Raw genomic sequence first — 21,905 nt, 5'->3', positions numbered from 1 at the left:
TTGTTGTTCCTTGCCCTTTCGTTTTCGTCCACCCCTCTCAACTGATCTGGATACTCTTGGGGTCAAAGTTCAGGGCTGGAAATGTTGGCTTCATCGCCTGCAAGGTGGCCAGAACCACGTGGCTGATCAGCAGATTGCGAAACCACTTGCGGTCTGCCGGAATGACGTACCACGGCGCCGCCTCTGTGCTGGTCGTCAGGATGGTTTCGTAGGCGCGGGTGTAGTCGTCCCACTGCGTCCGGGCTTCCAGATCACTGGGGTTGAACTTCCAGTGCTTGTTGGGATCATCCAGCCGCTCTTGCAGGCGTAAACGCTGCTCCTCGGGACTGATGTGCAGGTAGAACTTCAGGATGCGCGTGCCGTGGTCGGCCAGCAGGGCTTCAAAAGCCCGGATGTGTTCCAGACGGCGCTGAATAGCTTTCTCGTCCAGGTGGCCCTGCACAGCCGGCACCAGCACATCCTCGTAGTGGCTGCGGTTGAAAATACCCACCATGCCATGACGCGGCACCTGGGCATGCACGCGCCACAGGAAGTCGTGGGCCTGCTCTTCTGGGGTGGGCACCTTGAAATTGCTCACGCGCACACCGTTGGGGTTCAGGGCGCCGAATACATGTTTGACTGTGCCGTCCTTGCCGCCCGCGTCGCGCGCCTGCAGCACGATCAGCAGCGCCTGCTTGTTCTCGGCGTAGAGGCGTTCCTGTAAGTCGGCGAGCTGGGGGAGAAGCGCAGCCGTCTGAGCCTGTCCCTCATCTTTTTTCAGACCCCCGGCGTCGTCGGTGGCCCAGTCGGCCAGACGGGGCGCCGTGCCCGGGGCCACGCGGTAAGGCTGGAGTTTCATGGCCGGGAGCGTACCACTGGACAGAGGAAGGGGACAGCCAGGGCTTCTGTGTTTGCTGCCCAGTCCTGAGAATGCCAGGGAGAATCCTCGTACTCGCGGCGACACTCCCCGAAAGAGTGCAGGCCCATTCGCTGGGGGCAGTGGGGTGAGAGCGGGTGGAAAACGCTGTCATATGAAACTGAGCGTGGCAGGCTCTCCGCCGTTTGGCTCTCGACGGTCCAGTCTCCCTGTGTCCTGGCCCTATTGCGCCACCAGCGCCGTGGCCCTCTGAGCCACCTCTTCCCATTCCACCGCCGTCTGCCGGCCCGCATCGAACTCGGCGTTCAACTCAGCGTGGAGGGCCTGCAGGCCTGGGTGGCTTTTGGCAAGTTCCACGCCTGTATGCGACTTGATCAGAAAGATCAGGCCGGCCAGCCCGCTGTCCTTGGTCAGGCTGAGTTCCAGGGGGCGGCCGAGCAGGGCGGGCACATTGAAAGGGGCGTACATGGGCCAGAACTTGTTCAGGCCGTCGGCGTGGATGCCGGCGCGGGTGCGGTGGGCGTCGCGGCCAAACAGGGGGTACTTGGCGGGCACGCCCTGGCCCAGTCCTTCGTACAGGTCGGCCAGTTCGCCCAGCACCGTAAAGTCTGCCGGTCCGGTGAGGCCCAGCCCGATCAGGTGTAGCACCACCCCTTCCAGTGGAGCGTTGCCGGTGCGCTCGCCCTTGCCCAGCAAGGTGCCGTTGACCGCTGCGCAGCCCGCCAGTACGGCGGCCAGGCTGTTGGCGACCACCAGATGCGTGTCGTTGTGGGGATGGAACTCCAGCTGCTCGCCGGGGACCCCCAGCGCGATCAACTCGCGGATCAGGCGCGGCACACTGCGGGGCCACGCCGCGCCTTCCAGGGGCAGGCCCACGCCCATCGTGTCGCACACCCGGATGCGGGGCGCCTGTGCCGCCGGGTAGGGCGCGGCCAGGGCCTGCACCGCCTCCACCAGCGGCAGCACGAACTCGCGTGGGGCGCGGGTGGCGTCTTCCAGGTGCAGGCGGGGCCGCAGCCCAGCGTCCAGCACGGCCGCCACCGCGTCCAGATAGGTGCGGGCGGCCTGGGCCCGGCCCCCGGGTCTGAACTTGTAGAAGGTGTGGTAATCGCTGGCGCTGGCCAGCATGCCCGTTTCCCGCACGCCCAGCCCGGCCACCAGCGCCGCGTCCTGGCGGGTGGCCCGAATCCAGGTGGTGGGCTCTACCGGGTGGCCGCCCCGCCAGCGGTCCAGGGCCCCTTCCAGCATGGCGCGGTCGGCGGGGCGGTACACGAAGAACTCCGCCTGTCGCAGCGCGCCGCTGGTGGCGGTAAAGCGGCCCATCAGGTCATAGATCGCCAGCCCGGTTTCGGGGGTGAGCGGCAGGCCGCCCTGCTGGCCGTCGCGGTGGGTGGTTTCGGTCACCCAGGCCTGGGCCGGCAGGGTGGCCGGGGGCGCGCCTTCCCACAGCAGCCGGGGAAAGGTGTGGTCCGGAAAAGCGGCCGGAAAGAGGTCGGGGGCCGGGACATCCTGAACAGGGCCTGGGGTCATGTCCGCACGGTAGACCTGCATATCAATGTCGTCAATCTTGATTCTGGAATCAATGTTAGGCTGAACCTGTGGCTCCTCCTGCCTCTCTGTCCACAGCCCAGGCCTGCGCGGCGCTGGGGGTCAAGCCGGCCACCCTGTACGCCTATGTGTCGCGCGGCCTGATCCGCAGCGAGCCGGGCCCGGCGGGCACCCGGGCGCGCCGTTACCACGCGGGCGATGTGGCGGCATTGGTCGAGCGGCAGGCCGGACGCCGCGATCCACAGGCGGCGGTGCAGGGCGCGGTGCAGGCCAGCCTGAACTGGGGCCAGCCAGTGCTGGACAGCGTGTTGACCACGGTTCAGGGGGGCACCCTGATCTACCGGGGCCACGCCGCCCTGCAACTGGCCGAGGCCGCCACAGTGGAAGAGGTGGCCGCCCTGCTGTGGACGGGTGACCTGGGCGGGCATCCGGCCCTGCCGCTGCGCGCGCGGCTGAATCTGGGGGGGCAGCCCCGCGCGGCCCGGCCCCTGGAGGCCCTGGGCTACGCCCTGACCCATGCAGGTGCCCACGACCCGGCGGCCCACGACACCCGCCCCGGGGCGCGGCTGCGGCAGGCGGCGCGCACCCTGAACCTGCTGTACGCCACGCTGGAACGCCATGTCTGTCTGCCCCCGGCGCCAGACCTGCCGCTGCACCTGCGCCTGGCGCGCGCCTGGGGCCGCCCAGACAGCGCCGACGTGCTGCGCCGCGCCCTGGTGCTGCTGGCCGACCACGAGCTGAATGTGAGCGCTTTTGCCGCGCGGGTCACCGCCAGCAGCGGCGCGGGGCTGCCCCACAGCGTGCTGGCGGCCCTGTGTGCGCTGCAGGGGCCCCGGCATGGTCTGGCCGCGCTGAACGCCCACGCCCTGCTGCTGGGTGCCCTGCGCGGCACCCCCCGCGCGGCGCTGCACGAGGCCGCGCGGCAACTGGGGCAGGTGCCCGGCTTTGGGCACGCCCTGTACCCGGCCGGCGACCCCCGGGGCACGGCGCTGCTGGCGGCCCTGGCACAGACGTGGCCCGGGGCCCCCGGCGTGCAGGCTGCGCTGGCCCTGGGCGCGGCGGCCCAGGAAGAGACAGGCGAGCACCCCAACGTGGATCTGGCGCTGGCCGCCCTGATTCATGTGCTGGGCCGCGACCCGGAAGACACCGCCACGCTGTTTGCCCTGGGGCGCGCGGTGGGCTGGCTGGCCCACGCACTGGAAGCCGGGCAGGGCGGGTTGCTGCGGCCCCGGGCCCGGTATGTGGGGCCGCCCCTGGCCGGGTCTATTTAGGCGTCGGCGGGTGTGGGGGCCGCTTGGCCCCGGATCAGCGCAAAGGCCCGCCCACCCAGCAGCGCCACCAGCGCCGCCGCGCCCAGCGCCAGCCCCAGGGCCGCCGCCAGCCCCACATGCTGGGCAATAAACCCAATGGCGGGGGGCCCCAGCAGGAACCCGCCGTACCCGATGGTCGCCACCTGGGCAATGCCGCGCCCAGCCAGGGCGTGCCCGGCCGCGCCGTACATCACCGGCACCACGTTGCTGAGGCCCAGGCCCGACAGGGCAAAGCCAGCGGCGGCCAGCAGCGGATCGCGCGCCAGCAGCGCCAGCCCCAGGCCCAACGCGGTCAGGGCGGCGCCGCCGCGCACCGTGGAGGGGTCGCCCAGCTGCGCGCGGGCGCGGTCCCCGAACCAGCGCCCCAGCGTCATGGCGCCCACAAACGCCACGTAGCCCAGCCCCGAGGCCCCGCCCGTCACCCCCAGCACGTCTCGGAAATAAAGGGCCGCCCAGTCGTAATTGGCGCCCTCGGCCAGCATGCCCAGAAAGCACAGCGCGCCCAGCAGCGCCGCCGCCGCGCTGAGGGGCGAGCGGCGCGGCGGCTGTTCATTGGCGGCCAGTTGTGTGGGCGCGGGCGCCGCGTCGGGCCACAGGAACCGGCCCGAGAGCAGCGCCGCTGTGGCCGTGACCGCCACCACCAGCAGCGCGTGGGCGGCCAGGGGCACGCGCCCCACCAGCAGGCTCCCCAGCCCCGCGCCCAGCAGTCCCCCCAGGCTGAAGTAGGCGTGCAGGCGGCTCATGATGGGCCGGCCCAGGGCCTTTTCCACCGTGACGCCCTGGGCATTCATGGCCACGTCCATGCAGCCGTTCAGGGCGCCCAGCACCGCCAGGGCCGCCACCAGCGCCGCAAAGTTGGGCGCGATAAAGGGCAGCAGCAGGCTTAGCATGCAGGCCACCGACACCGCCCAGGTGACGCGGTGGCTGCCGTAGCGCGCGGTCCAACCCCCGGTGAGCGGCATGGTGCACAGGCTGCCCAGCCCCACGGCCAGGAGGGCCGCGCCAATCTGGGCTTCGCTGAGGTTCAGGCTGTCGCGCACGCCGGGGATATTCACGCCCCAGGTGGCGAACAGCACGCCATTGATTAGGAACATGACGCTGACGGCGCGCCGGGCAGGCAGGGGAGCTGGGGGGTGGGACATGGCAACCTCGACACGGAAGCTGAAACGTTTCAGAGACCTGGGGGATACGCTAGCATCTGCCCATGCCTTCTGCCAGTGCCGAGCCGCCGCCGGGGCCCCGGGTGACCCTGCGGGATGTGGCGCGGGCCCTGGGGGTCAGCGTGGCCACCGTGAGCAACGCCTACAACCGCCCCGACCAGCTGAGCGCCGAGTTACGGGAGCGCATTCTGCAGCAGGCGCAGGCCCTGGGCTACCACGGCCCCGACCCTCTGGCGCGCAGCCTGCGCCGGGGCCGCACCGGGGTGCTGGGCGTGGTGTACGACGCCCCGCTGGACTACGCCTTTGCTGACCCGGCCGCCGCACTGTTCCTGGGCAGTGTGGCCCGCGCGGTCCAGGGCGAGGGTCTGAGTGCCCTGCTGCTCGCCAGCCCGCATGGCCCAGATGCCGACGTCACCCTGCCGGTGCGCAGCGCCAGCGTGGACGGCTTCATCGTGTACTGCGCCGCCGGGGGCAGTGCGCTGCTGCGCGCGGTGCTGGACCGCCGCCTGCCCACGGTGCTGGTGGACCAGGACCCGCAGCCCGGCGTGGTGGGCGTGGGCATTGACGATCTGGGGGGCGCCCAGGCCGCCGCCGCCCACCTGCTGGCCCTGGGGCACCGCCAGCTGGGCGCCGTGTGCCTGCCGCTCACACCGGGCGGCCTACTGGATTCGGGGGGTGGCCCCCTGGCCCCGGACTTCGTTCCGCCGACTGGCTACCGGCCCTCAGTGCAGCGGCTGGCGGGCTACCGCGCGGCACTCTCGGGGGTGCCGGGGGCCGCCCTGCACCTCACCGAAACGGTGCAGAACACCCCCGAGGAGGGCGAGGCCCGCGCCCTGGCGCTGCTGCAGGCCCAGCCCGGCCTGAGCGCCCTGCTGTGCATGAGTGACGTGCTGGCCCAGGGGGCTCTGCGCGCCGCCGCCGCCCTGGGCCGACAGGTGCCCGGGGACCTGAGCGTGATCGGCTACGACGACCTGCCCAGCAGCGCGGCGCTGAACCTGACCACCGTGTGGCAACCCACCGCCGAGAAGGGCCGGGCCGTGGGCGAGGCCATGCGCGCGCTGCTGCGTGGCGAGGCCGCCCATGAACTCTGCCTTCCCACCCGCCTCACCCTGCGCGGCACTGCAGCTCCCCCACCTGCACTACCCTGACGACCATGAAATTGATGGTGGTGGGGGGAGCGGGCTACATTGGGTCTCATACCGTGCGGCAGTTACGCCGCGCAGGCCATGATGTGACGGTATTCGACAACCTGAGCAGCGGGCAAGCGGCGGCCCTGCCGGACGACGTGGTGCTGGTGCAGGGCGATCTACTGTACCCGGAGGCTGTAAAGGCCGCCCTGGTGGCCCACCAGCCCGACGCCGTGATTCACTTTGCCGCGCTGATCGAGGTGGGCGAGAGCATGCGCGCCCCGGGCCGCTACTACCGCAACAACGTGGTGGGCAGCCTGAACCTGCTGCAGGCCATTGCTGAAACCCGCAAGATTCCGCTGGTGTTTTCCTCCACGGCCGCCGTGTACGGCACCACCGACGCCGTGCCCATTCCCGAAGACGCCCCCCTGCACCCCGAAAGCGTGTACGGCGAAACCAAGCTGATGACCGAGCGCATGATCCACGCCTTTCATACGGCGCACGGGTTGCCTTACATCATCCTGCGGTACTTCAACGTGTGCGGCGCGGCCCCCGAAGGCGACATTGGCGAGGCGCACCAGAGCAAATCCCACCTGATCGAGCTGGCCGCCCTGACCGCCCTGGGCCAGCGCGAGAAGATGCTGATTTTCGGGGACGACTACCCCACCCCCGACGGCACCTGTATCCGCGACTACGTGCATGTGCAGGACCTCGCCGACGCCCATGTGCTGGCGGTGGAGGCCCTGGCGCGCGGCGAACGCACGGCCGGCACCTACAACGTGGGCCTGGGCCACGGCTTCAGCGTCAAAGAGGTGCTGGACGCCTTTGACGCGGTGGCCGGCACGCCCCTGCCGCGCGAACTGGCCCCCCGCCGCGCAGGTGATCCGCCCCGGCTGGTGGCCGACGCTGGGCGCATTCGCCAGGACCTGGGCTTTACGCCGCACTTTACCGACCTGCACGAGATCGTGCGCACCGCCTGGAACTGGCACCGCACGCACCCACACGACTTTTCCCGCTGAGCGCAACGGTAAGGATTGGCCCAGGCCCGCTCTTAGGCGAGCAACATCTGCCCGGCGCGGGCGCGGGCCTACAGTAGCGCTATGGCCACCGTGTCCGCGCTGCTGTTCGATGCCGACGGCCAGGACCGCCCCGTCCAGCTGGGCCGGGAGGCGCTGACCCTTCAGCCCCATCAACTGCTGTGGGTGGACGTGCAGGCCGGTGAAGGCGAGCCGCTGGCCGCCGCCTGCGGCTCCCTGCCCGCCGACGACCTGACCCGCGACTGGCTGTGCCGTGAGGGCCAGGAGCCGGCCCTGCACCGGCTGGCCCAGGCCGTTCACCTGCGGGTGCTCTCGCCCCGCCCGGAAAAGGCGCGCGGTCTGGGGCCCCCGGTGCCGGTGAACATGGCCGCGCAGGAAAACGTGGTGTACACCGTGCACGCCGGGCCAGCCGGGTTTCTGGACGCCTTCCGCGCGCAGCTGGAGGCCGACACCCATCTGGGCGCGCTGGACGCCGCCGCCTTTCTGGCCGTGGTGCTGGGCCACCATGTGGAAGCCCACCGCCGGGCCCTGGAGCCAGTGGAAGCGCACATTGACCATCTGGACGAGCGCATTCTGGCCCAGCCTGCCGAGGGCCGCGCGCACCTGGCTCGCCTGATCGCCGTGCGGCGGGAGGTCAGCGCCCTGCGGCGGGTGTTCAGTGCCCACCGCCCGGTGTACGTGGCGCTGGCCAGCCCCGAGTTCACCGTGTTTCAGCACGACCAGCCTGAAGAGCGCCTCAGCCGCTTGCTGCACAACTTCGAGCACACCCAGGACGCGATTGCCCAGGCGCGCGAGGCGGTGCTGGGCACCTTCGACCTCTTGATGAGTTCCACGGGCCAGCGCACCAACGAGGTGATGCGGGTGCTGACCGTGGTGACGGTGACGCTGGGGATCATTGCGGCGGTGGCTGGGCTGATGGGCATGAACTTTCAGGCGGATGTCTTCAAGGCCGGCAACACCGGGTTCCGCGATGTGCTGCTGTTCAGCCTGGGGCTGATTGTGGTGGTGGTGGGCCTGGGCCGCTGGCGCGGCTGGTTGTAGGGCAAGGCAAGGGGGCGGGCCGCTGGGCCCACCCCACGCCTCAAGCGGCGCTGTTCTGATCGCAGATGCCCGTTCAGGCCGCCGGCGCCGCTGTCTTCCGTCAACACGCGGCTCGTTTTGCCCCAAAGCCGCCGGGAGTCCCCCCCAGGCGGCTCTGGGCCTCGTGATAGAGCGGTTGACCAAAGAACTCCCTCACCCCCCTCTGCGGCGCCGCTCTTCGGGTCCCACAAGGGGAAAGGGTCAAGGCCAGAATAGGCAAGGGTGCGGCTTCCCCCTTTCCCTCTCCCACGCGGGGAGCGGGTCAAGACCCAACAGCATCTTCATGGCAACCGCTCTAGTACGTCACGGCCTCCAGTTTGCCCAGGCTCACGCCGGCCGAATTGGCGGTCAGGGTCAGGGTCTTCGGGCCAGCGCCCACGCCGGCAAAGTCCACCGGGATGGTCTGCCCCGCGCCAATCGAGAGGGGTACGCTGCGGCCGTTGAAGCTCAGGGTAAAGGCGCTGCTGGCGGCGCTGCTGGCGTTGGTGACCAGAAAGCGCAGGTTGCTGGCGCTGTTCACCTGTAGGTCGTAGGCCCGGCTGGCGCCATTGGCAATCGCGCCCACGCTGGGGGTGATCACGCCGGGCACAGTGACCGCGCTGGTGGCCGTGGTGACGTTCAGGTCCCCCGTGAAGGCCGAGGCGTTGTTCCGGGCGTCCAGGGCCCGCACCTTGAAGGCGTACACGGTGCCCGCGCTCAGGCCGGTCACGGTGGCCCCGGTGCCGGTCACGCTGCCGCTCAGGGCGCCGTTGGTGTAGATCTCGTACTTGCTGACCCCGCAGTTGTCGGTGCTGGCGGTCCAGCTCAGGGTGACGCTGCTGCCGGTCTTGCCCGGCGAGGTGAGGCCGGCAGGCACGCTGGGGGCCACGCTATCGGTGGCGCAGGGGTCGGTGGTCCCGCCGCCGCTGAGGTTCGCGCCGCTGACCGTGCCGATGGTCACGCCGTCGCTCTTGGCGGTGATCGTGATGGTCCCCGCGCCGGTCCCCACGTTCGGGAAATCGGCAATCACGGTCTGGCCGGCGTCCACGGCGAGGTCGTAGTTGGTGCCATTAAAGGCCACGTTGATCAGGCGGCTGTTCAGGCCAGAGGTGCTCTGAACCGACAGGCGGTAGGTCCCCGCCGAGGTCACGTTCACGGGGAAGCTCCGGCTCTGACCGTTGGCGATGGCGCCGCCCGTCGTGGTCACGGTGCCGGGCAGGTTGGCGGTGGTGCTGCCCGAGGAGGTTCGCACCGTGACTTCCGGGGTAAAGGCCCCCATGTTGCCCGCACCGTCGCGGGCGCGCACCTTCACCAGATAGGCGGTGTTGGCACCCAGGCCGCCGACCGTGGCGCTGGTGCCGGTGACGGTGGTGTTCAGGGCGCCGTTCACGTAGACCTCGTAGCCGCTGACCGCGCAGTTGTCGCTGGCCGCGCCCCAGCTCAGGCTGATGGACGACGCGGTCTGGCCCGGCGAGGTCACGCCGCCCGGGGTACCGGGGGCCACCGTATCGGTGCCGCAGGGGTTCGTGACCCCACCGCGCGAGGACACCACCTTCCGGGCCGGCACGCTGAGGGTCGCGCCGTCCGAGAAATTCACGGTGATCGCGGTGTTACTGGGGTTGTAGGCCGCGTAGGTGCGGGTGTTGCCCTTCTTGAACACCGCGTAGTGGGGCGTGTTGGCCGTCACGCCCGTGTCCACCTGCCCCATGGCGTTCAGGCTGTGAATGAACTGGTAGGTGTGGGCCTTGGTTTCGCCCTCTTCGGGGGTATAGGCGCCGCTGCCAAACTTGCTGACGGCCCCGGCGGCGTCGTACAGGCTGTACACCTGCCAGAAGATGTCGCGCCACATGGTCGGCTCGCGCCCCAGGAAGTCGTAGTTGGTTTTCAGGTAGCTGGGATTGCGCCCCAGGTACAGGCTGCCCGCCGTGATCGGCAGAAAGTTGATGCCCTGAATGGCCTCGCGCTCGGCGCTGAACCAGGTGGAATAGGCGCCGCCGTCGCCCCAGACCATGCCCACGGCGGGTTTGTTAAAGCCAGCCGGAAACACGCCGCCGCCCTGGTTAAACCAGTACTGCTCGATGGCGGCCGTCTCGGTGGTGTACAGGTAGATGCCCAGGTCGCGGATGGCCGCGTTGCCCGTCACCGCTCCCCAGTTCACCAGCGCCGTGGAGAAGTTCATGTCCTCGCTGGAGGATTCCTGGTTGTTCCCGGCCGCAAAGCCCGAGTGCCCGGCCGCCCACGAGTGCCCGGCGTAGGGGTCAAAGTTGCGCAGGCGGGGAAACTGGCCTGTGTTGCCCGTCCAGTTGGCCGCGTCCATGATCAGGTCGTTGATGCTGGCGCCCCAGGTGCGGCCCTGTGGGGTGGTGCCCGCTGGCCAGTTCGGGCGGTACTGCGTGAGCAGCGCGGCGGCCTTGATGAAATACCCCCAGTGGAAGTGGTGGTCGTTCAGTTCTTCCTCGCTGCCGTAGCCCTGCGGGTAGCCGATCAGGGTGCCCCACGCAGAGTTGTAGTAGAAGAGGTTGCTGCCCTGGCCGTCCAGCCAGTCCTGCAGCACCCGCTGAATGGCGTCCAGGAAGGCGGTCTGCGCGGCGGTGTTGCCCACCTGCTCGGCCAGCGGCACCAGTTCGGCCAGCTTGCCCAGACCCTTGCCCACCCAGTACGAGTCGCCCGTGGGATTCAGGGTGGCGCTGGTGTTGGCCTCGTTCACGTAGGCGGCCAGTTGCGTCTTGCTCAGGGTGTTGGCCGCGCCGTTGTCCGGCAGGTAGGGCAGCACGCCCTGGAACTTCTGGCTGGTGGTAAAGCTGCTGGCGCCGCGCACCACCTTCATCTCCCCGCGAGGCGAGACGTAGGTGTAGCCGGTGTTCACGCTGCCGGAATTCAGCCACTGGTGGCGGTAGAGCGCCAGCACCGTGCCGCTGGCCGCGCCCTCCTTGGCCACAGTATTTACGGTGTAGGTGCTGTTCAGCGTGGCGGTGGCCGCGTTGTAGCTCCAGCCCACACTGCTGCCCGTCACGAAGTTGTAGGCGTAGGTCTTGAAATCGTTCAGGGTGGCGACAGTGTTGTCGGGCAACGCGGCAATCGAGTAATAGTCCTTGCCCGCCAACGTGGAAGTGGCGACGGTGTTGTTCACCGTCCAGCTGGCCCCGGTGGGCGCAAAGATGCCGTAGTGGCGCCCGTTCACCGTGACCCCCAGGACGTTGCCCTGGTTCGACCAGACCGTGGGCGTGGCGATGAAGGTGACCTGGGCGTCGCCGCCTGTTTTGGTGGCGTACACGAAAGGCAGGCCGTGCCCAAAAGTGGCGCGCAGGGTGCGGGCCCCATCACTCCAGAACGCGGTGGTGGTCCAGTCGCCCCAGTCGTCGGTCTTGGTGTCTGGCGAGTTCAGGCCTGCCACGCCCAGGGTCAGGTCCGGGGTGTAGGGATACTCGTATTTTTCCAGCCCCGGCGCCCCCACGATCTGCGAGCGGTTGGGGTAGCTGAGTTCCAGGCCGCCCGCGCGGGCGTGCATGGCCAGCGGGTGGGCAAACATGTTCTCGGAGTAGGCGTTGCCCGCGTTGCGCTTGAACAGGATGGACGACCAGAACTCGTTCGTGGGCGCCTTGCCCTTGGCCGCCGCGTTGGCCGTCCAGGCCGGGGTCAGCAGGGCGCCCGCCGTGTTGGTGGGGCCGCCCTTGGCGCCGGGCGGGGGCGTGGTGCTGTAGTCCTGCGCCTGCAGCCCCGGCGCGGCTGGGGTGCCGGGCTGCGGCGTGCCGCTGCCACAGGCCGAGAGGGCCAGGGTCAGGCCAAGCAGAAGGGGAAAGCGGGCGCGTGCGGTGGACATAGGTGACCTCCAGACCGCCACACTGGGGCGGTCAGTTGAAAACGTTTTCAAAATGGATGGAGAACAGGCTTAGTGGGGCAGCGGGCGGGCGTAGCGCACCGATTCGCGCACGCTGAGGGTCAGGGGCAGGTCTGGAGGGGTGAGGGGCAGATCCGGGGTCTGCAGGCGGTGCAAAACCGTGCGGGCAGCCTGCTCGCCCATTTCGAAGAGCGGCTGATGCACCGAGGTGAGGGGCGGCAGCGTGAACTGCGAGGCGGGCAGGTCGTCAAAGCCGATCAGCGAGATGTCTTCGGGCACGCGGATGCCGCGCCGGTACAGGCCCAGCCGGGCGCCGTAGGCCATCTGGTCGTTGGCGGTAAAGATGGCCGAGAGCGCCGCGCCCTGCCCCAGCCAGTGTTCCACCGCCTGAATGCCCGCCGACTCGCTGAAATCGCCCTCGAAGACCAGCCGGGGGTCAAAGGCCAGCCCGGCTTCGGCCAGGGCCAGCCGGTAGCCTTCCAGACGGTCCACGGCGTCGCGCTGGCTGGGAACGCCCGTCACATGCCCAATTCGGCGGTGGCCCAGCTGAATCAGGTGGCTGGTGGCCAGAAAGGCGCCCTGTACGTTGTCCACGCTCAGGCAGGCACCCTCCAGGCCCGCCACCCGGCGGCCCACCAGCACCAGCGGAAAGCGGGCATGCAGGTCGGCCAGCTGCGCGTCGCCCAGGCGGCCACCCAGGATGATCAGGCCGTCCACCTGCCGCCGGATCAGCGCGGTGATCGCCGCCGACTCGTCCTGAATCTGCCAGTGGCCGTTCACAAAAATGGGCTGGTAGCCGCTGCCCGCAAAGCCCACGTCAATGCCGCGCGCCACCTCGCTGTAAAAGGGGCTGGCGATGTCCTGGGTCAGCACGCCAATGGTCATGGAGCGGCCCCGCACCAGCCCCTGGGCGGCCACGTTGGGCTCGTACCCCAGGCGCTCGGCGGCGGCCAGCACCCGCACCCGCTTGGCCTCGGCCACCGCCGAGGAGCCGTTCAGCGTGCGCGAAACAGTGCTGATGGACACATCCGCTGCCCGGGCAATGTCTTTGATGGTGACGTTTCTGGTCATGGGGACAGTGTGCTCCGAATGCGGCGCAGAGGCAGCCGGCCATATTGAGGACCCCCTCGACTGGCAACAGGGGCCCGGCGGCCCACGGCGACTGAATTGAGGTCTGTAGGGTGAGCTTACCCCCAGTTGAAAACGTTGTCAAATGGAGGGTGTGTACAGGGGTGTCCGGTCAGGCTGGGCCGCGCCCTAGAGACCATGCCGTAGCCTCACCGTATGACCCATCCCCGCCCGGCTGACCTTGAGGCCCAGATTGAACGCGGCCTGCGCGACCTCGCCGCCCTGGTGGCGCTGCCCAGCGTGTCGGCGCAGGGGCGTTGCCTGCCTGAAACCGCCGGGGCCGTCACGGCCCTGCTGGAGGCCGAGGGCTTTACGGTGCGCGCCTTTCCCGGGCAAGTGGCCCCGGTGCTGGTGGCCGAGGCGGGCGAGGGCCCCTTTACCCTGCTGATCTACAACCACTACGACGTGCAGCCCGAGGACCCCCTGGACCTGTGGAACACGCCGCCCTTTGAGTTGACCGAGCAGGGCGGGCGGCTCTACGGGCGCGGCGCCAGCGACGACAAGGGCGAGCTGGTGTCGCGCCTCGCGGGCCTGCGGGCGCTGAAAGCAGCGCGTGGCGGCCAGTTGCCCCTGAAGGTGAAGTGGCTGATTGAAGGCGAGGAAGAGGTGGGCAGCCCCAGCCTGGAAGCCTTCTTGGCCGAGCACGCCGAGGCCCTGAAAGCCGACGGCGTGTGGTGGGAATTCGGGGCTATTACCCCCGAGGGGCGCCCGGTGCTGTACGCGGGCCTGAAGGGGATCGTGTGCGTGGAACTGCGCTGCGTGGTGGCGGGCAGCGACCTGCACAGCAGCAATGGCGCGGTGGTGGACAATCCACTGTGGCGACTGGCAGCGGTGGTGGCCTCGCTGCGGGGCGCCGACGGCACCGTGCTGATCCCCGGCTTTCACGACGACGTGCGCCCCCCCAGCGAGGCCGATCTGGCCGCTATTGCGCGCCTGCCCGGCAGCGGTGAGGCCCTGCGCGACACCTACGCGGTCACGCGCCCGCTGGGGGAGAGCGGGGAGTACCACACGCGGCTGAACCTGAAGCCCGTGGTGAATGTCAACGGCTTTCACGGCGGCTACGGCGGCGAGGGCAGCAAAACCGTGCTGCCGGCGGCCGGCATGGTCAAGCTGGACTTCCGACTGGTGCCCGACCAGGACCCGGAGCGGGTGGTGGCGCTGCTGCGGGCCCATCTGGACGCCCAGGGCTTCGGGGACATTGAGATCGTGGAACTCGAAAGCCACCAGCACCCGGCGCGCAGCGACCTGGCCCATCCGTTTGTGCAGACGGCCGTGCGGGTGGCGCAGGAGGTTCACGGCCAGGCGCCGATTCTTAACCCCAGCAGTGGGGGCAGCGGGCCCATGTACCCATTCATGCGGCATGTGGGGGCGCCGGTGGTGGCGCTGGGGATTGGGAATGTGGGGGGGCGGGTGCACGCGCCGAACGAGAATATTCTGCGGCGGGATTTCGAGAATGGGGTTCGGTTTGCGGCGGCGTTTTTGGGGGCGTTGGGGGATGGGCCTGCTTAACCCCTTCTCTGTGTAGCCCCACCCCCCCAGCCCCCCTACCCCGGAGGGGCAGGGGGGAGCAACGTTCGCACTGGGCAACGTTGACTGACGGTGTGGGGCGGCCTTCCTTCGCCCCGTGTCGTACGCCGTGGTCCGCCTCCGCCCATCGGCTTACGCCCGCGCCCTTCGGGCACGACGGCTTCGTCTGGACCTGGGCGGTACGGGGCAAGAAGGCTTGGTGCGGCCCAGAAGGTTCTACTTTTGAACAGACAAAGAAAAAGGCGAGGGCAAACACGCCACTCGCCTTTTTCTTTGTCTGTTCCCACTCCCTACAACCCACTTCCTACACCCTTCTTTCCCCGCACCCCGCTCCCTGCCACCCGCCTCCCCCCTCACACATCCGGATACACCTTGATCTCCGTGATGTGCGCCCGGTCGGGGCGGGTCAGGGCGTGGGCCACGCTCTTGGCAAGGCCGCGCGGGTCAATCATGGTTTCCCAGCTCAGGCCGGCGTCGCGGTTGGCGGGGGTGTCGATGGCGCCCATGGGGTAGAGCACCATGCCGCGCACGCCCTTGGCCTTCAGTTCGTCGTGCAGGCTGAGCACGTAGGCCGATACAGCGGCCTTGCTGGCGGTGTACAGGGCCGACTTGGGGCCACTGAGGCGGGCGGCCTGCCCAGCGCTCACGCCCATCACCAGGCCGTCTTTCTGCTTGAGCATGTGGGGCAGCACGCCCTGCACGGCGTGAAACAGGGTGGTCATGTTCGTGTCGAACATCGCGCGCAGGTCCTGGGTGGTGGCCTTGTGGATGTCCTGCATGGCAAAGGCGCCCACCGTGTGAATCAGGGTGTCCACCTTGACCTTGCGCAGGGCCTCCACGCTGCTGTCCTGGGTCAGGTCCAGGTCCAGCACTTCGGTGGCGGGAAAGCGGTCAGCGGCGCGCTCCAGGGCCTCGCCGCGGCCCACCAGCACCATCTGCGCGCCCGCGTCGTCGAGTTCCTGGGCAATGGCGGTGGCCAGGGCGCCGCCCGCGCCCGTCAGCATGATCGTAGAGGAGCCGAGGTTCGCCATACCCCAGGGTAACGGGTGGGCGGTGGGGGAGGAGAGAGAGCCTGAGCGTTTCTTTAAGCCGGTCTCATGGAAAAGGGCCGCTTAAGTCGTTCGCTGTTGATCTTCAGATCAATCGAGCGAAGCGAGAAGCGAAGAAAGGGCTTTACACCGGGAATGGAAACGTTTCGGTGCTTTTCTGAACCGTTGGCATGGGGGAGGGGCGAGGCCCTTAGCCCTGGGCTTCGCCGTAGCCAGCCGCCCGCACGCTGGCCCAGTCGCCCTGGCCCAGCACAAAGGGCGCGCGCTGGGTGTGGGTGGTCACGCGCGGGCCTTCGGGCGCCAGGTAGACGTTGATCTCGCTGCGAATGCCAAACCCCTTCTGGGCCGGGTAGGTGCCCGGCTCAATGGTCACGGCAAGGCCCGGGGTGAGGGTGCGGGTGTCGCGGGTTTCGTAGTCGTCCAGGTTGGCCCCGGCGCCGTGAATCTGCACGCCCAGGTCGTGGCCGGTGCGGTGCAGGAAATGCGGCGCCCACTCGGGGCCCATCGCGTCGCGGGCGGCGCGGTCCAGCATCCAGCCCTGCAGCTGGCCCCACCCCTGCTCGGCATGGTCCTGCTGCAGCCGGTGCAGCGCGGCGTCGCGGGCGCGGCTCACGGCGGCCCAGGCGTCCAGGTACTCGGCGCCCGGGGTGCCCGCGTGGGCCACCCAGGTCACGTCGGCAAAAGGGCGGCCCGGTTCCTGGGCCCACAGGTCAATCAGCACGCACTCGCCTTCCCTCAGGGTCGCGTGGCGTTCAGGGCTGGGTTCGTAATGGCTGTCGGCCGCGTTCACGCCGAACGACACGTTCACCGCGTGCCCGGCCTGCATCCCCGCCGCCTCAATCTGGCGCATGATCACGGCCTGGGCGTCCAGTTCGGTCACTGGCTGCCCGGCGCGCAGGCGCTCGTGGATCAGGCGGAAGGCGTCGTCCTTGGCGGTCATCAGCACGGCCACGGCGCGCTCGTGGGCCGCGAGATCGTCGGCGCTCCAGGCCAGAAAGGCCTGCAGCAGGTCGGCACTGGTGTGAATGGCGCGGGCCCCGGCGGCGCGCACCCGCTCCACGGTGCCGGCGTCCACGCGCCCCACGTAGGGCACCGCGCCGTTCGGGCTGTACTCCATCGCCAGCGCGCGCCCGGCCACCACCTCGCGCAGCGCGGCGTCCAGTTCGGCGTGCGAGCCAAAGGGCCGCAGCACCGCGCCCCAGTGCCGCGTGATCTCGCCCCAGGTGCCGCCCTCAATATGGTTGTGCAGCACGGTGGCCGGGCCCTGGCGGGGCACCCACACGAAAAAGCGCCGGGTTAAAAAGGCGCTCTCCGGCAGCGCCAGCACCCGGCGGGCGTGGGGGTTGAGGCCCTGAAAGTCGTACACCAGCCAGCCGTCCAGGTCGGTCGCGCTCAGGGCTCGTTGCATCCGCGTGATGGGCGAGGTCATGTGCGCCAGCGTAACGCCCCCGCGCGGCCAGCGCCCGGCCTGGATGGACGCAGCGCCCAGCCAACAACTGGGCACCGACTTGGCCCACACAGCTGCTGGTCCACACAGCCACCGGCCCCGGCGCGCCGGGATCGGGCGGGCCAGGGCCAGAGCAGAGTGCGGAAAGGGGAAAGGGAAGCGTGGTGGGGGATCATCCACCTGCCTCTTCAGTACGGGGGGAGGGAGAGGCGCGTTCCCAGGGCTCAGCGGTAGCGGGCAAAGGTCTCGCGGGTGGCGTAGTTCTGGCGGCCACTGCCGTCGGTGAACTGGGTCAAGGCCTGCACGTCCAGGCGGCCCTTGCCAAAGTTCATCACCAGCACCGTGTTGGCAAAGCCCTTGGTAAACACCGCGCTGGCGGTGAAGTGGTTGCTGTCACTCACGGTCAGGCCGTAGGTCAGCGCGGGGGCCTGGCCCCAGTCGCAGTCGTTGGGGTGGCAGCGGCCAAAGACCTGCACGCTCAGCTGCCCGGCCGCGTTGCGCGTCACATTGATGCGGGTGATGCCGTTCGTGGTGACGTTGCCGTTCACCCAGGTGCCCACCATGTCGGCGGGGGCGGCCAGGGCGCGCTGCGGCACCATCAGGGTGCCCAGGGCCAGCGCGGCCAGCAGCGGCGAGAAGGTGCGGGGGGTCAGGGCGGCGGTCTGGGGGCGGGCCAAGCGGGGCAGGGTGGTCATGGTGGGGGCTCCTGGTGGGAAAAAGGGCGGAGGGGCGGGGGGGGAAAACAGCGGCTGGGCGGGCGGTACCCCGGCGCTGATAGGGCAAAGGTACGCGCCCCCCCGTGAGCGGCCCATGATCGCTGGCGGTCAGGCGGTAGTCAGGCATGATCGGCGGCAAAAAAGACCGCCTGGGGGCTGTCCAGGCGGCTTTGGGGGCAGCAGCGCTTACCGGCTAAAGGGGCTGCGGGGCGGCAGGCCCTGTACGAGTGCGTGCGCGCGGGCGTAAGCGAGGTTCCAGGCCCGGGGATCACGCGGGGCGTCGTAGCGGTCATGCAGGTCGTCAATGATGGTTTGCGGCGTCACGCAGTTGGCCGCAGGGCCGCAGCCCGGCGCCAGCACGTCCAGGTTCGCCACGATGGCGGGCACCGCGCCCGCCCCCAGGTTCAGCAGGTCCCAGGCGTTCGCCTGCTGCGGGGTGCGGCGCAGGTCGTTGGTCACGGCGGCGGTCTGGCGGTGCAGGTTGTGGGTGGCAATCAGCGCGCCGGGGTTCAGGGCGGTGGTGCCCAGCAGCAGGCCAAAGCCCAGCAGCAGCGCGGGAAAGGCAAAGCGCCCGGCGCGCCCCTGCCACAGGCACAGCGCCAGCCAGCCCAGCGTGAGGGTCACCCACACCAGAAAGGCGGCGCCCAGCACGCGAATGGTGCTCAGGCCGTACGCCTGGGTGTACAGCCCCCAGCGCTGCGCGGCGCCCGCCAGAATCACCAGCAGCGGCAGCAGCACCGCCGCGTTCAGCGCCCGGTAGGGCAGGCTGCGGCGCAGGCCCGGGGCCAGCAGGCTGTGCGCCGCCAGCAGCACGCTCAGGGTCAGGAAGGCCACCGTCATCAGTTCCCCGTAGCCCCGGCGAATGTAACTGGCATAGGTCTGGCCGCTTGGCAGCGCGCCCACCAGCAGCGTGGGCAGTTGCAGGGCCGCAAAAGTAACGAACAGCAGCGCCAGGGTCCCCAGCGGCACCCCCACCTCAATCAGGCCCAGGCGGCCCGGGTCACCCGCCCGGGGAAACAGGCTGGGGCGCAGGGCCATCAGGGCCGGGTAGGTCAGGGCGCCTGCAAAGCCGCACCACAGGGCCAGGGTCAGGCCCGAAGTGAACACCTCGTCCAGCTGCTGGCTGGGCAGCCACAGGTGCCCCAGCGCGTGGGCAAAGCCGGCGTCGGCGCTGCTCAGCAGGGCGCCAAAGATCAGCAGGAGCGGCAGCGCCAGGGCCACGCCCACCCCCAGGCGGCCCGCCTGACGGCCCTGCTCCGCCGCCGGGCGCACGCGGGCCCAGGGAAAGCGTTCCAGCAGCGCAAAGGGGCCGTACATAAAGCGCAGCCCCCCCGTGAACAGCGCGCCCAGCACCCGCCCCGGTGCGGCCTGCCCCAGTTCGGGAAAGCGCAGGAAGGCCGCGCCCAGCGTCAGGGCGCTCAGCAGGGCCAGCGCGTTCAGGAGGCTCAGTTCCGGGGGCGCGTCCCACACCGCCAGCGTGACGCCGAACAGCGCCGCCACACCCAGCAGGGTCACCCCGGCGCGGCTCAGGGGCTGGGCCCGGCGCAGCGTGCCCCACACGCCTGCGGCCAGAAACAGGGTCAGCCACAGGGCGGCGTTCAGGCCCAGCGCGCCCGCGCGCCAGGTCAGCAGGTGGGCGGCCAGCCCCAGGCCCAGCGCGGCCAGCAGCGGGGTGGCGGCCCGGTCAGGCCGGGGCGTGGCCGGGGGCGCGGCGCTCCAGTCGGCTGGGGCCAGCGGAGACGGACCAGGGGGCGAAGCGGGGCCGGGCGCATCGGCGGGGCTCTCGTCTGGGGTCATGAATGCACCGTAGTGGTGCCGGCCGGCCGTGGCGTCCCCCGGAAGGAGGACAGCCTTCAGCGCGCACAGCGGGCGGGCGGGTACGGTTGCCCCGGCCCCGGCCCCCTACACTCCAGGGCATGGCCTTTCCCGACCTTCAGAGCTTCCTCCGCTTGCTCGAAGCGCGCGGCGAACTCGTGCGCGTCCGCACCCCGGTCAGCCGGGATCTGGAAATCACCGAAATCGCTGACCGGCTGGTAAAAACTGGCGGGCCGGCCGTGCTGTTCGAGCAGGTCATTGGCAGCGACTTTCCGCTGGTGATCGGCCTGATGGGCACCCGCGAGCGCACGGCCCTGGCCCTGGGGGTCTCCGACCTGGATGATCTGGCCGCGCGCGTGCGCCACCTGATTGACCTGAAGGGCGCCAAGGGCCTGGGCGGGCTGCTGGGGCAACTCCCCAAACTGCGCGACGCCATGAACCTGCCGCCGCGCCGCGTGAAAACGGGCCCTGCCCAGGAGGTGATCTGGCGCGGCGATGAGGTGGACCTCTCCAGGCTGCCCATCCTCAAGTGCTGGCCGCAGGACGGCGGGCCCTTCGTGACCCTGCCGCTGGTGATCACCAAGGACCCCGAAACCGGCGAGCGCAACATGGGCATGTACCGCATGCAGGTGATGGGCAAGAACGTGACTGGCATGCACTGGCAGCGCCACAAAACCGGCACGAAGCACTTGGAGAAGGCCAAGGCCCTGGGCCAGCGCCTGGAGGTGGCGGTGGCCATCGGCGGCGACCCGGCCCTGATCTACGCGGCCACCGCGCCGCTACCGCCCATTCCCGGGCTGGACGAGTTTGCCCTGGCCGGCTACCTGCGCGGCCAGCGCTACCCCGTCATGAAGGGCGTGACGGTGGACCTCGAGGTGCCCGCCAACGCCGAATTCATTCTCGAAGGCTACGTGGACCCCCAGGAGCCCTGGGTCATGGAGGGGCCCTTTGGAGACCACACCGGCTTTTACACCCTGCCGGACCTGTACCCGCAGTTTCACGTCACGGCCGTGACCATGCGCCGCCAGCCCATCTACCCGGCCACCATCGTGGGCCGCCCGCCCATGGAGGACGCCTACCTGATCGAAGCCTCCGAACGGCTCTTTCTGCCCGCCGCGCAGCTCATCTTGCCCGAGGTCGTGGATTACCACATGCCGCCCGCCGGGGTGGCGCACAACCTCGTGGTGGTCAGTATCAAGAAGACTTATCCCGGGCAGGCCTATAAGGTCGCCAACGGGCTGTTCGGCCTGGGCCAGATGATGTTCGCCAAGGTGATCGTGGTGGTGGACGAGGACGTGAAGGTCAACGACTTCGCCGCCGTGTGGCGCGAGGTGGCCCAGAAGGCGGTGCCGGGGCGCGACACCCTGCCCACGCGCGGCCCTGCAGATGTGCTGGACCATTCCAGTCGGGGGTGGGGCTACGGCGGCAAGCTGATCATTGACGCCACCACCAAGCGCCCCGAAGAGGTGGGCGGCGCCGTGTCCTCGCGTGACGAGCAGGCGGGGGACGTGACGCCAGAAGCGTTTGTGCCCCGGGTGGCGGCTGCGCTGCCCACCTTTGAGGGCGTGCTGGCCCAGACCCAGACAGAGGACGGCTACTGGACGGTGGCCCTGAACAAGACCCGCCCCGGGCAGGCGCAGGCGCTCGCCCAGGCGTTCGCCGCCCACCCCGCCGCCGCCGGCATGCGCCACCTGCTGATCGTCGACGAGGAAACCGAGGTTCATGACCCCCAGGATGTCTGGTGGACCATCCTGAACAACATTGACCCGGAGCGTGATGTCTGGCCCGAAGGCGGCCTGCTGGTCTGGGACGGCGCCCGCAAGCTGCCCGAAGAAGGCTTCGTGCGCGAGTGGCCCCCCAAGATCGTGATGGACGAGGCGGTGGTCCGGCGGGTGGACGCCCTGTGGCATCTGTATGGTTTGCCACCGCTCAAAGGGTAGGCAGGTCGACAAGGGGGGAGAGGGTCACCTCTCCCTCCCTGCTTTGAGGTGGGTGCCCGTGCCAGGCTTCCCTCAAGACACGCTCTGGGATTGTTCTGGGCCGCTCCCGACTTCCCTCATCCGCACGTCTCGCCAGAGGTGTTGACAGGATTGGGCAGAAGGCATATAGTTCTCTTCGCCCGAGAAGAAGGGCGAAGGCGAAAAGCCCCCAAGGGCCTCGCTGGGACGCATGAAAATCTGGTTCTGATGACGATGACAGGAGCGACCGACAGGTCGTGCCGAGCGGATCTCCCCCCGGAGATCTCCAGACTCGGTCAAGGTCGCAAGACCAAACAAGCCCGAGAGGGC

Annotated in this window: 15 protein-coding genes; 6 read left to right on the top strand and 9 right to left on the bottom strand. The window is 69.6% G+C overall.

Going from position 1 to position 21,905, the window contains the following annotated elements:
• Positions 1-37: 37 nt before the first annotated feature.
• Positions 38-838 carry a polyphosphate kinase 2 family protein gene (locus tag K7W41_RS22820; protein WP_224612806.1) on the bottom strand — a complete coding sequence of 267 codons (801 nt, stop codon included), beginning with the start codon at positions 836-838 and terminating at the stop codon, positions 38-40.
• A 240-nt stretch (positions 839-1,078) separates the two neighbouring features.
• The gene (locus K7W41_RS22815) at positions 1,079-2,386 is read right to left on the bottom strand and encodes a beta/alpha barrel domain-containing protein (RefSeq protein WP_224612805.1); all 1,308 of its coding nucleotides are present in this window, start codon (positions 2,384-2,386) and stop codon (positions 1,079-1,081) included.
• A gap of 68 nt (positions 2,387-2,454) precedes the next feature.
• On the opposite strand from K7W41_RS22815, the gene K7W41_RS22810 reads away from it, so the two are divergent.
• The gene (locus tag K7W41_RS22810) at positions 2,455-3,675 is read left to right on the top strand and encodes a citrate synthase family protein (RefSeq protein WP_224612804.1); all 1,221 of its coding nucleotides are present in this window, start codon (positions 2,455-2,457) and stop codon (positions 3,673-3,675) included.
• Here K7W41_RS22810 and K7W41_RS22805 read toward each other — a convergent pair.
• The gene (locus K7W41_RS22805; RefSeq protein ID WP_224612803.1) at positions 3,672-4,856 is read right to left on the bottom strand and encodes an MFS transporter; all 1,185 of its coding nucleotides are present in this window, start codon (positions 4,854-4,856) and stop codon (positions 3,672-3,674) included. The genes K7W41_RS22810 and K7W41_RS22805 overlap by 4 nt on opposite strands.
• Before the next feature lie 62 nt (positions 4,857-4,918).
• Here K7W41_RS22805 and K7W41_RS22800 point away from each other — a divergent pair, with 62 nt between their 5' ends.
• From K7W41_RS22800 to K7W41_RS22790, 3 genes are all read left to right on the top strand, one after another.
• Complete coding sequence (locus K7W41_RS22800; RefSeq protein ID WP_224612802.1) at positions 4,919-6,022, top strand: LacI family DNA-binding transcriptional regulator; 1,104 nt, start codon at positions 4,919-4,921, stop codon at positions 6,020-6,022.
• A 5-nt stretch (positions 6,023-6,027) separates the two neighbouring features.
• Positions 6,028-7,020: a UDP-glucose 4-epimerase GalE gene (galE, locus tag K7W41_RS22795; RefSeq protein ID WP_224612801.1), complete on the top strand. Its 993-nt coding sequence runs from the start codon at positions 6,028-6,030 to the stop codon at positions 7,018-7,020.
• Between the two features lie 81 nt (positions 7,021-7,101).
• The gene (locus tag K7W41_RS22790; protein WP_224612800.1) at positions 7,102-8,079 is read left to right on the top strand and encodes a CorA family divalent cation transporter; all 978 of its coding nucleotides are present in this window, start codon (positions 7,102-7,104) and stop codon (positions 8,077-8,079) included.
• Positions 8,080-8,413: 334 nt separating this feature from the next.
• Here K7W41_RS22790 and K7W41_RS22785 read toward each other — a convergent pair whose 3' ends face one another.
• Positions 8,414-11,917, bottom strand: coding sequence for a glycosyl hydrolase (locus K7W41_RS22785; RefSeq protein WP_224612798.1), 3,504 nt, complete (start codon positions 11,915-11,917; stop codon positions 8,414-8,416).
• A gap of 69 nt (positions 11,918-11,986) precedes the next feature.
• On the bottom strand, positions 11,987-13,006 hold the full coding sequence (locus K7W41_RS22780) for a LacI family DNA-binding transcriptional regulator (protein WP_224612796.1): 1,020 nt from the start codon (positions 13,004-13,006) through the stop codon (positions 11,987-11,989).
• A 213-nt stretch (positions 13,007-13,219) separates the two neighbouring features.
• Between K7W41_RS22780 and K7W41_RS22775 the strand changes: the two genes are divergently transcribed.
• A complete protein-coding gene (locus K7W41_RS22775; RefSeq protein WP_224612795.1) occupies positions 13,220-14,572 on the top strand; it encodes a M20/M25/M40 family metallo-hydrolase in 1,353 nt (450 codons plus the stop codon).
• A gap of 371 nt (positions 14,573-14,943) precedes the next feature.
• Here K7W41_RS22775 and K7W41_RS22770 read toward each other — a convergent pair whose 3' ends face one another.
• The 4 genes from K7W41_RS22770 to K7W41_RS23660 form a co-directional block, all read right to left on the bottom strand.
• Complete coding sequence (locus K7W41_RS22770) at positions 14,944-15,621, bottom strand: SDR family oxidoreductase (RefSeq protein WP_224612794.1); 678 nt, start codon at positions 15,619-15,621, stop codon at positions 14,944-14,946.
• Between the two features lie 208 nt (positions 15,622-15,829).
• A complete protein-coding gene (locus K7W41_RS22765; RefSeq protein WP_224612793.1) occupies positions 15,830-17,068 on the bottom strand; it encodes a M24 family metallopeptidase in 1,239 nt (412 codons plus the stop codon).
• Positions 17,069-17,310: 242 nt separating this feature from the next.
• Positions 17,311-17,781 (bottom strand): hypothetical protein, encoded by a 471-nt coding sequence (locus K7W41_RS22760; RefSeq protein ID WP_224612792.1) that lies wholly within the window; start codon positions 17,779-17,781, stop codon positions 17,311-17,313.
• Between the two features lie 207 nt (positions 17,782-17,988).
• Positions 17,989-19,599, bottom strand: coding sequence for a DUF4153 domain-containing protein (locus K7W41_RS23660; RefSeq protein WP_263490044.1), 1,611 nt, complete (start codon positions 19,597-19,599; stop codon positions 17,989-17,991).
• A gap of 119 nt (positions 19,600-19,718) precedes the next feature.
• Between K7W41_RS23660 and K7W41_RS22750 the strand changes: the two genes are divergently transcribed.
• A complete protein-coding gene (locus tag K7W41_RS22750; protein WP_224612791.1) occupies positions 19,719-21,557 on the top strand; it encodes a menaquinone biosynthesis decarboxylase in 1,839 nt (612 codons plus the stop codon).
• Positions 21,558-21,905 lie beyond the last annotated feature (348 nt).

Origin of the sequence: Deinococcus multiflagellatus (assembly GCF_020166415.1) — a bacterium.
GTDB lineage: Bacteria > Deinococcota > Deinococci > Deinococcales > Deinococcaceae > Deinococcus > Deinococcus multiflagellatus.
Note: the sequence above shows the minus strand (reverse complement) of the source record. Positions and strands in the feature narration are given on the sequence as shown.

Excerpts from the sequence above, each read along its gene's own strand:
- K7W41_RS22770 (WP_224612794.1), bottom strand. The coding sequence starts at position 15,621 with ATGGCGAACCTCGGCTCCTCTACGATCATGCTGACGGGCGCGGGCGGC.
- K7W41_RS22750 (WP_224612791.1), top strand. The coding sequence starts at position 19,719 with ATGGCCTTTCCCGACCTTCAGAGCTTCCTCCGCTTGCTCGAAGCGCGC.
- K7W41_RS22785 (WP_224612798.1), bottom strand. The coding sequence starts at position 11,917 with ATGTCCACCGCACGCGCCCGCTTTCCCCTTCTGCTTGGCCTGACCCTG.
- K7W41_RS22790 (WP_224612800.1), top strand. The coding sequence starts at position 7,102 with ATGGCCACCGTGTCCGCGCTGCTGTTCGATGCCGACGGCCAGGACCGC.
- K7W41_RS22820 (WP_224612806.1), bottom strand. The coding sequence starts at position 838 with ATGAAACTCCAGCCTTACCGCGTGGCCCCGGGCACGGCGCCCCGTCTG.
- K7W41_RS23660 (WP_263490044.1), bottom strand. The coding sequence starts at position 19,599 with ATGACCCCAGACGAGAGCCCCGCCGATGCGCCCGGCCCCGCTTCGCCC.
- K7W41_RS22800 (WP_224612802.1), top strand. The coding sequence starts at position 4,919 with ATGCCTTCTGCCAGTGCCGAGCCGCCGCCGGGGCCCCGGGTGACCCTG.
- K7W41_RS22805 (WP_224612803.1), bottom strand. The coding sequence starts at position 4,856 with ATGTCCCACCCCCCAGCTCCCCTGCCTGCCCGGCGCGCCGTCAGCGTC.
- K7W41_RS22760 (WP_224612792.1), bottom strand. The coding sequence starts at position 17,781 with ATGACCACCCTGCCCCGCTTGGCCCGCCCCCAGACCGCCGCCCTGACC.
- K7W41_RS22815 (WP_224612805.1), bottom strand. The coding sequence starts at position 2,386 with ATGACCCCAGGCCCTGTTCAGGATGTCCCGGCCCCCGACCTCTTTCCG.
- galE (WP_224612801.1), top strand. The coding sequence starts at position 6,028 with ATGAAATTGATGGTGGTGGGGGGAGCGGGCTACATTGGGTCTCATACC.
- K7W41_RS22780 (WP_224612796.1), bottom strand. The coding sequence starts at position 13,006 with ATGACCAGAAACGTCACCATCAAAGACATTGCCCGGGCAGCGGATGTG.
- K7W41_RS22765 (WP_224612793.1), bottom strand. The coding sequence starts at position 17,068 with ATGACCTCGCCCATCACGCGGATGCAACGAGCCCTGAGCGCGACCGAC.
- K7W41_RS22775 (WP_224612795.1), top strand. The coding sequence starts at position 13,220 with ATGACCCATCCCCGCCCGGCTGACCTTGAGGCCCAGATTGAACGCGGC.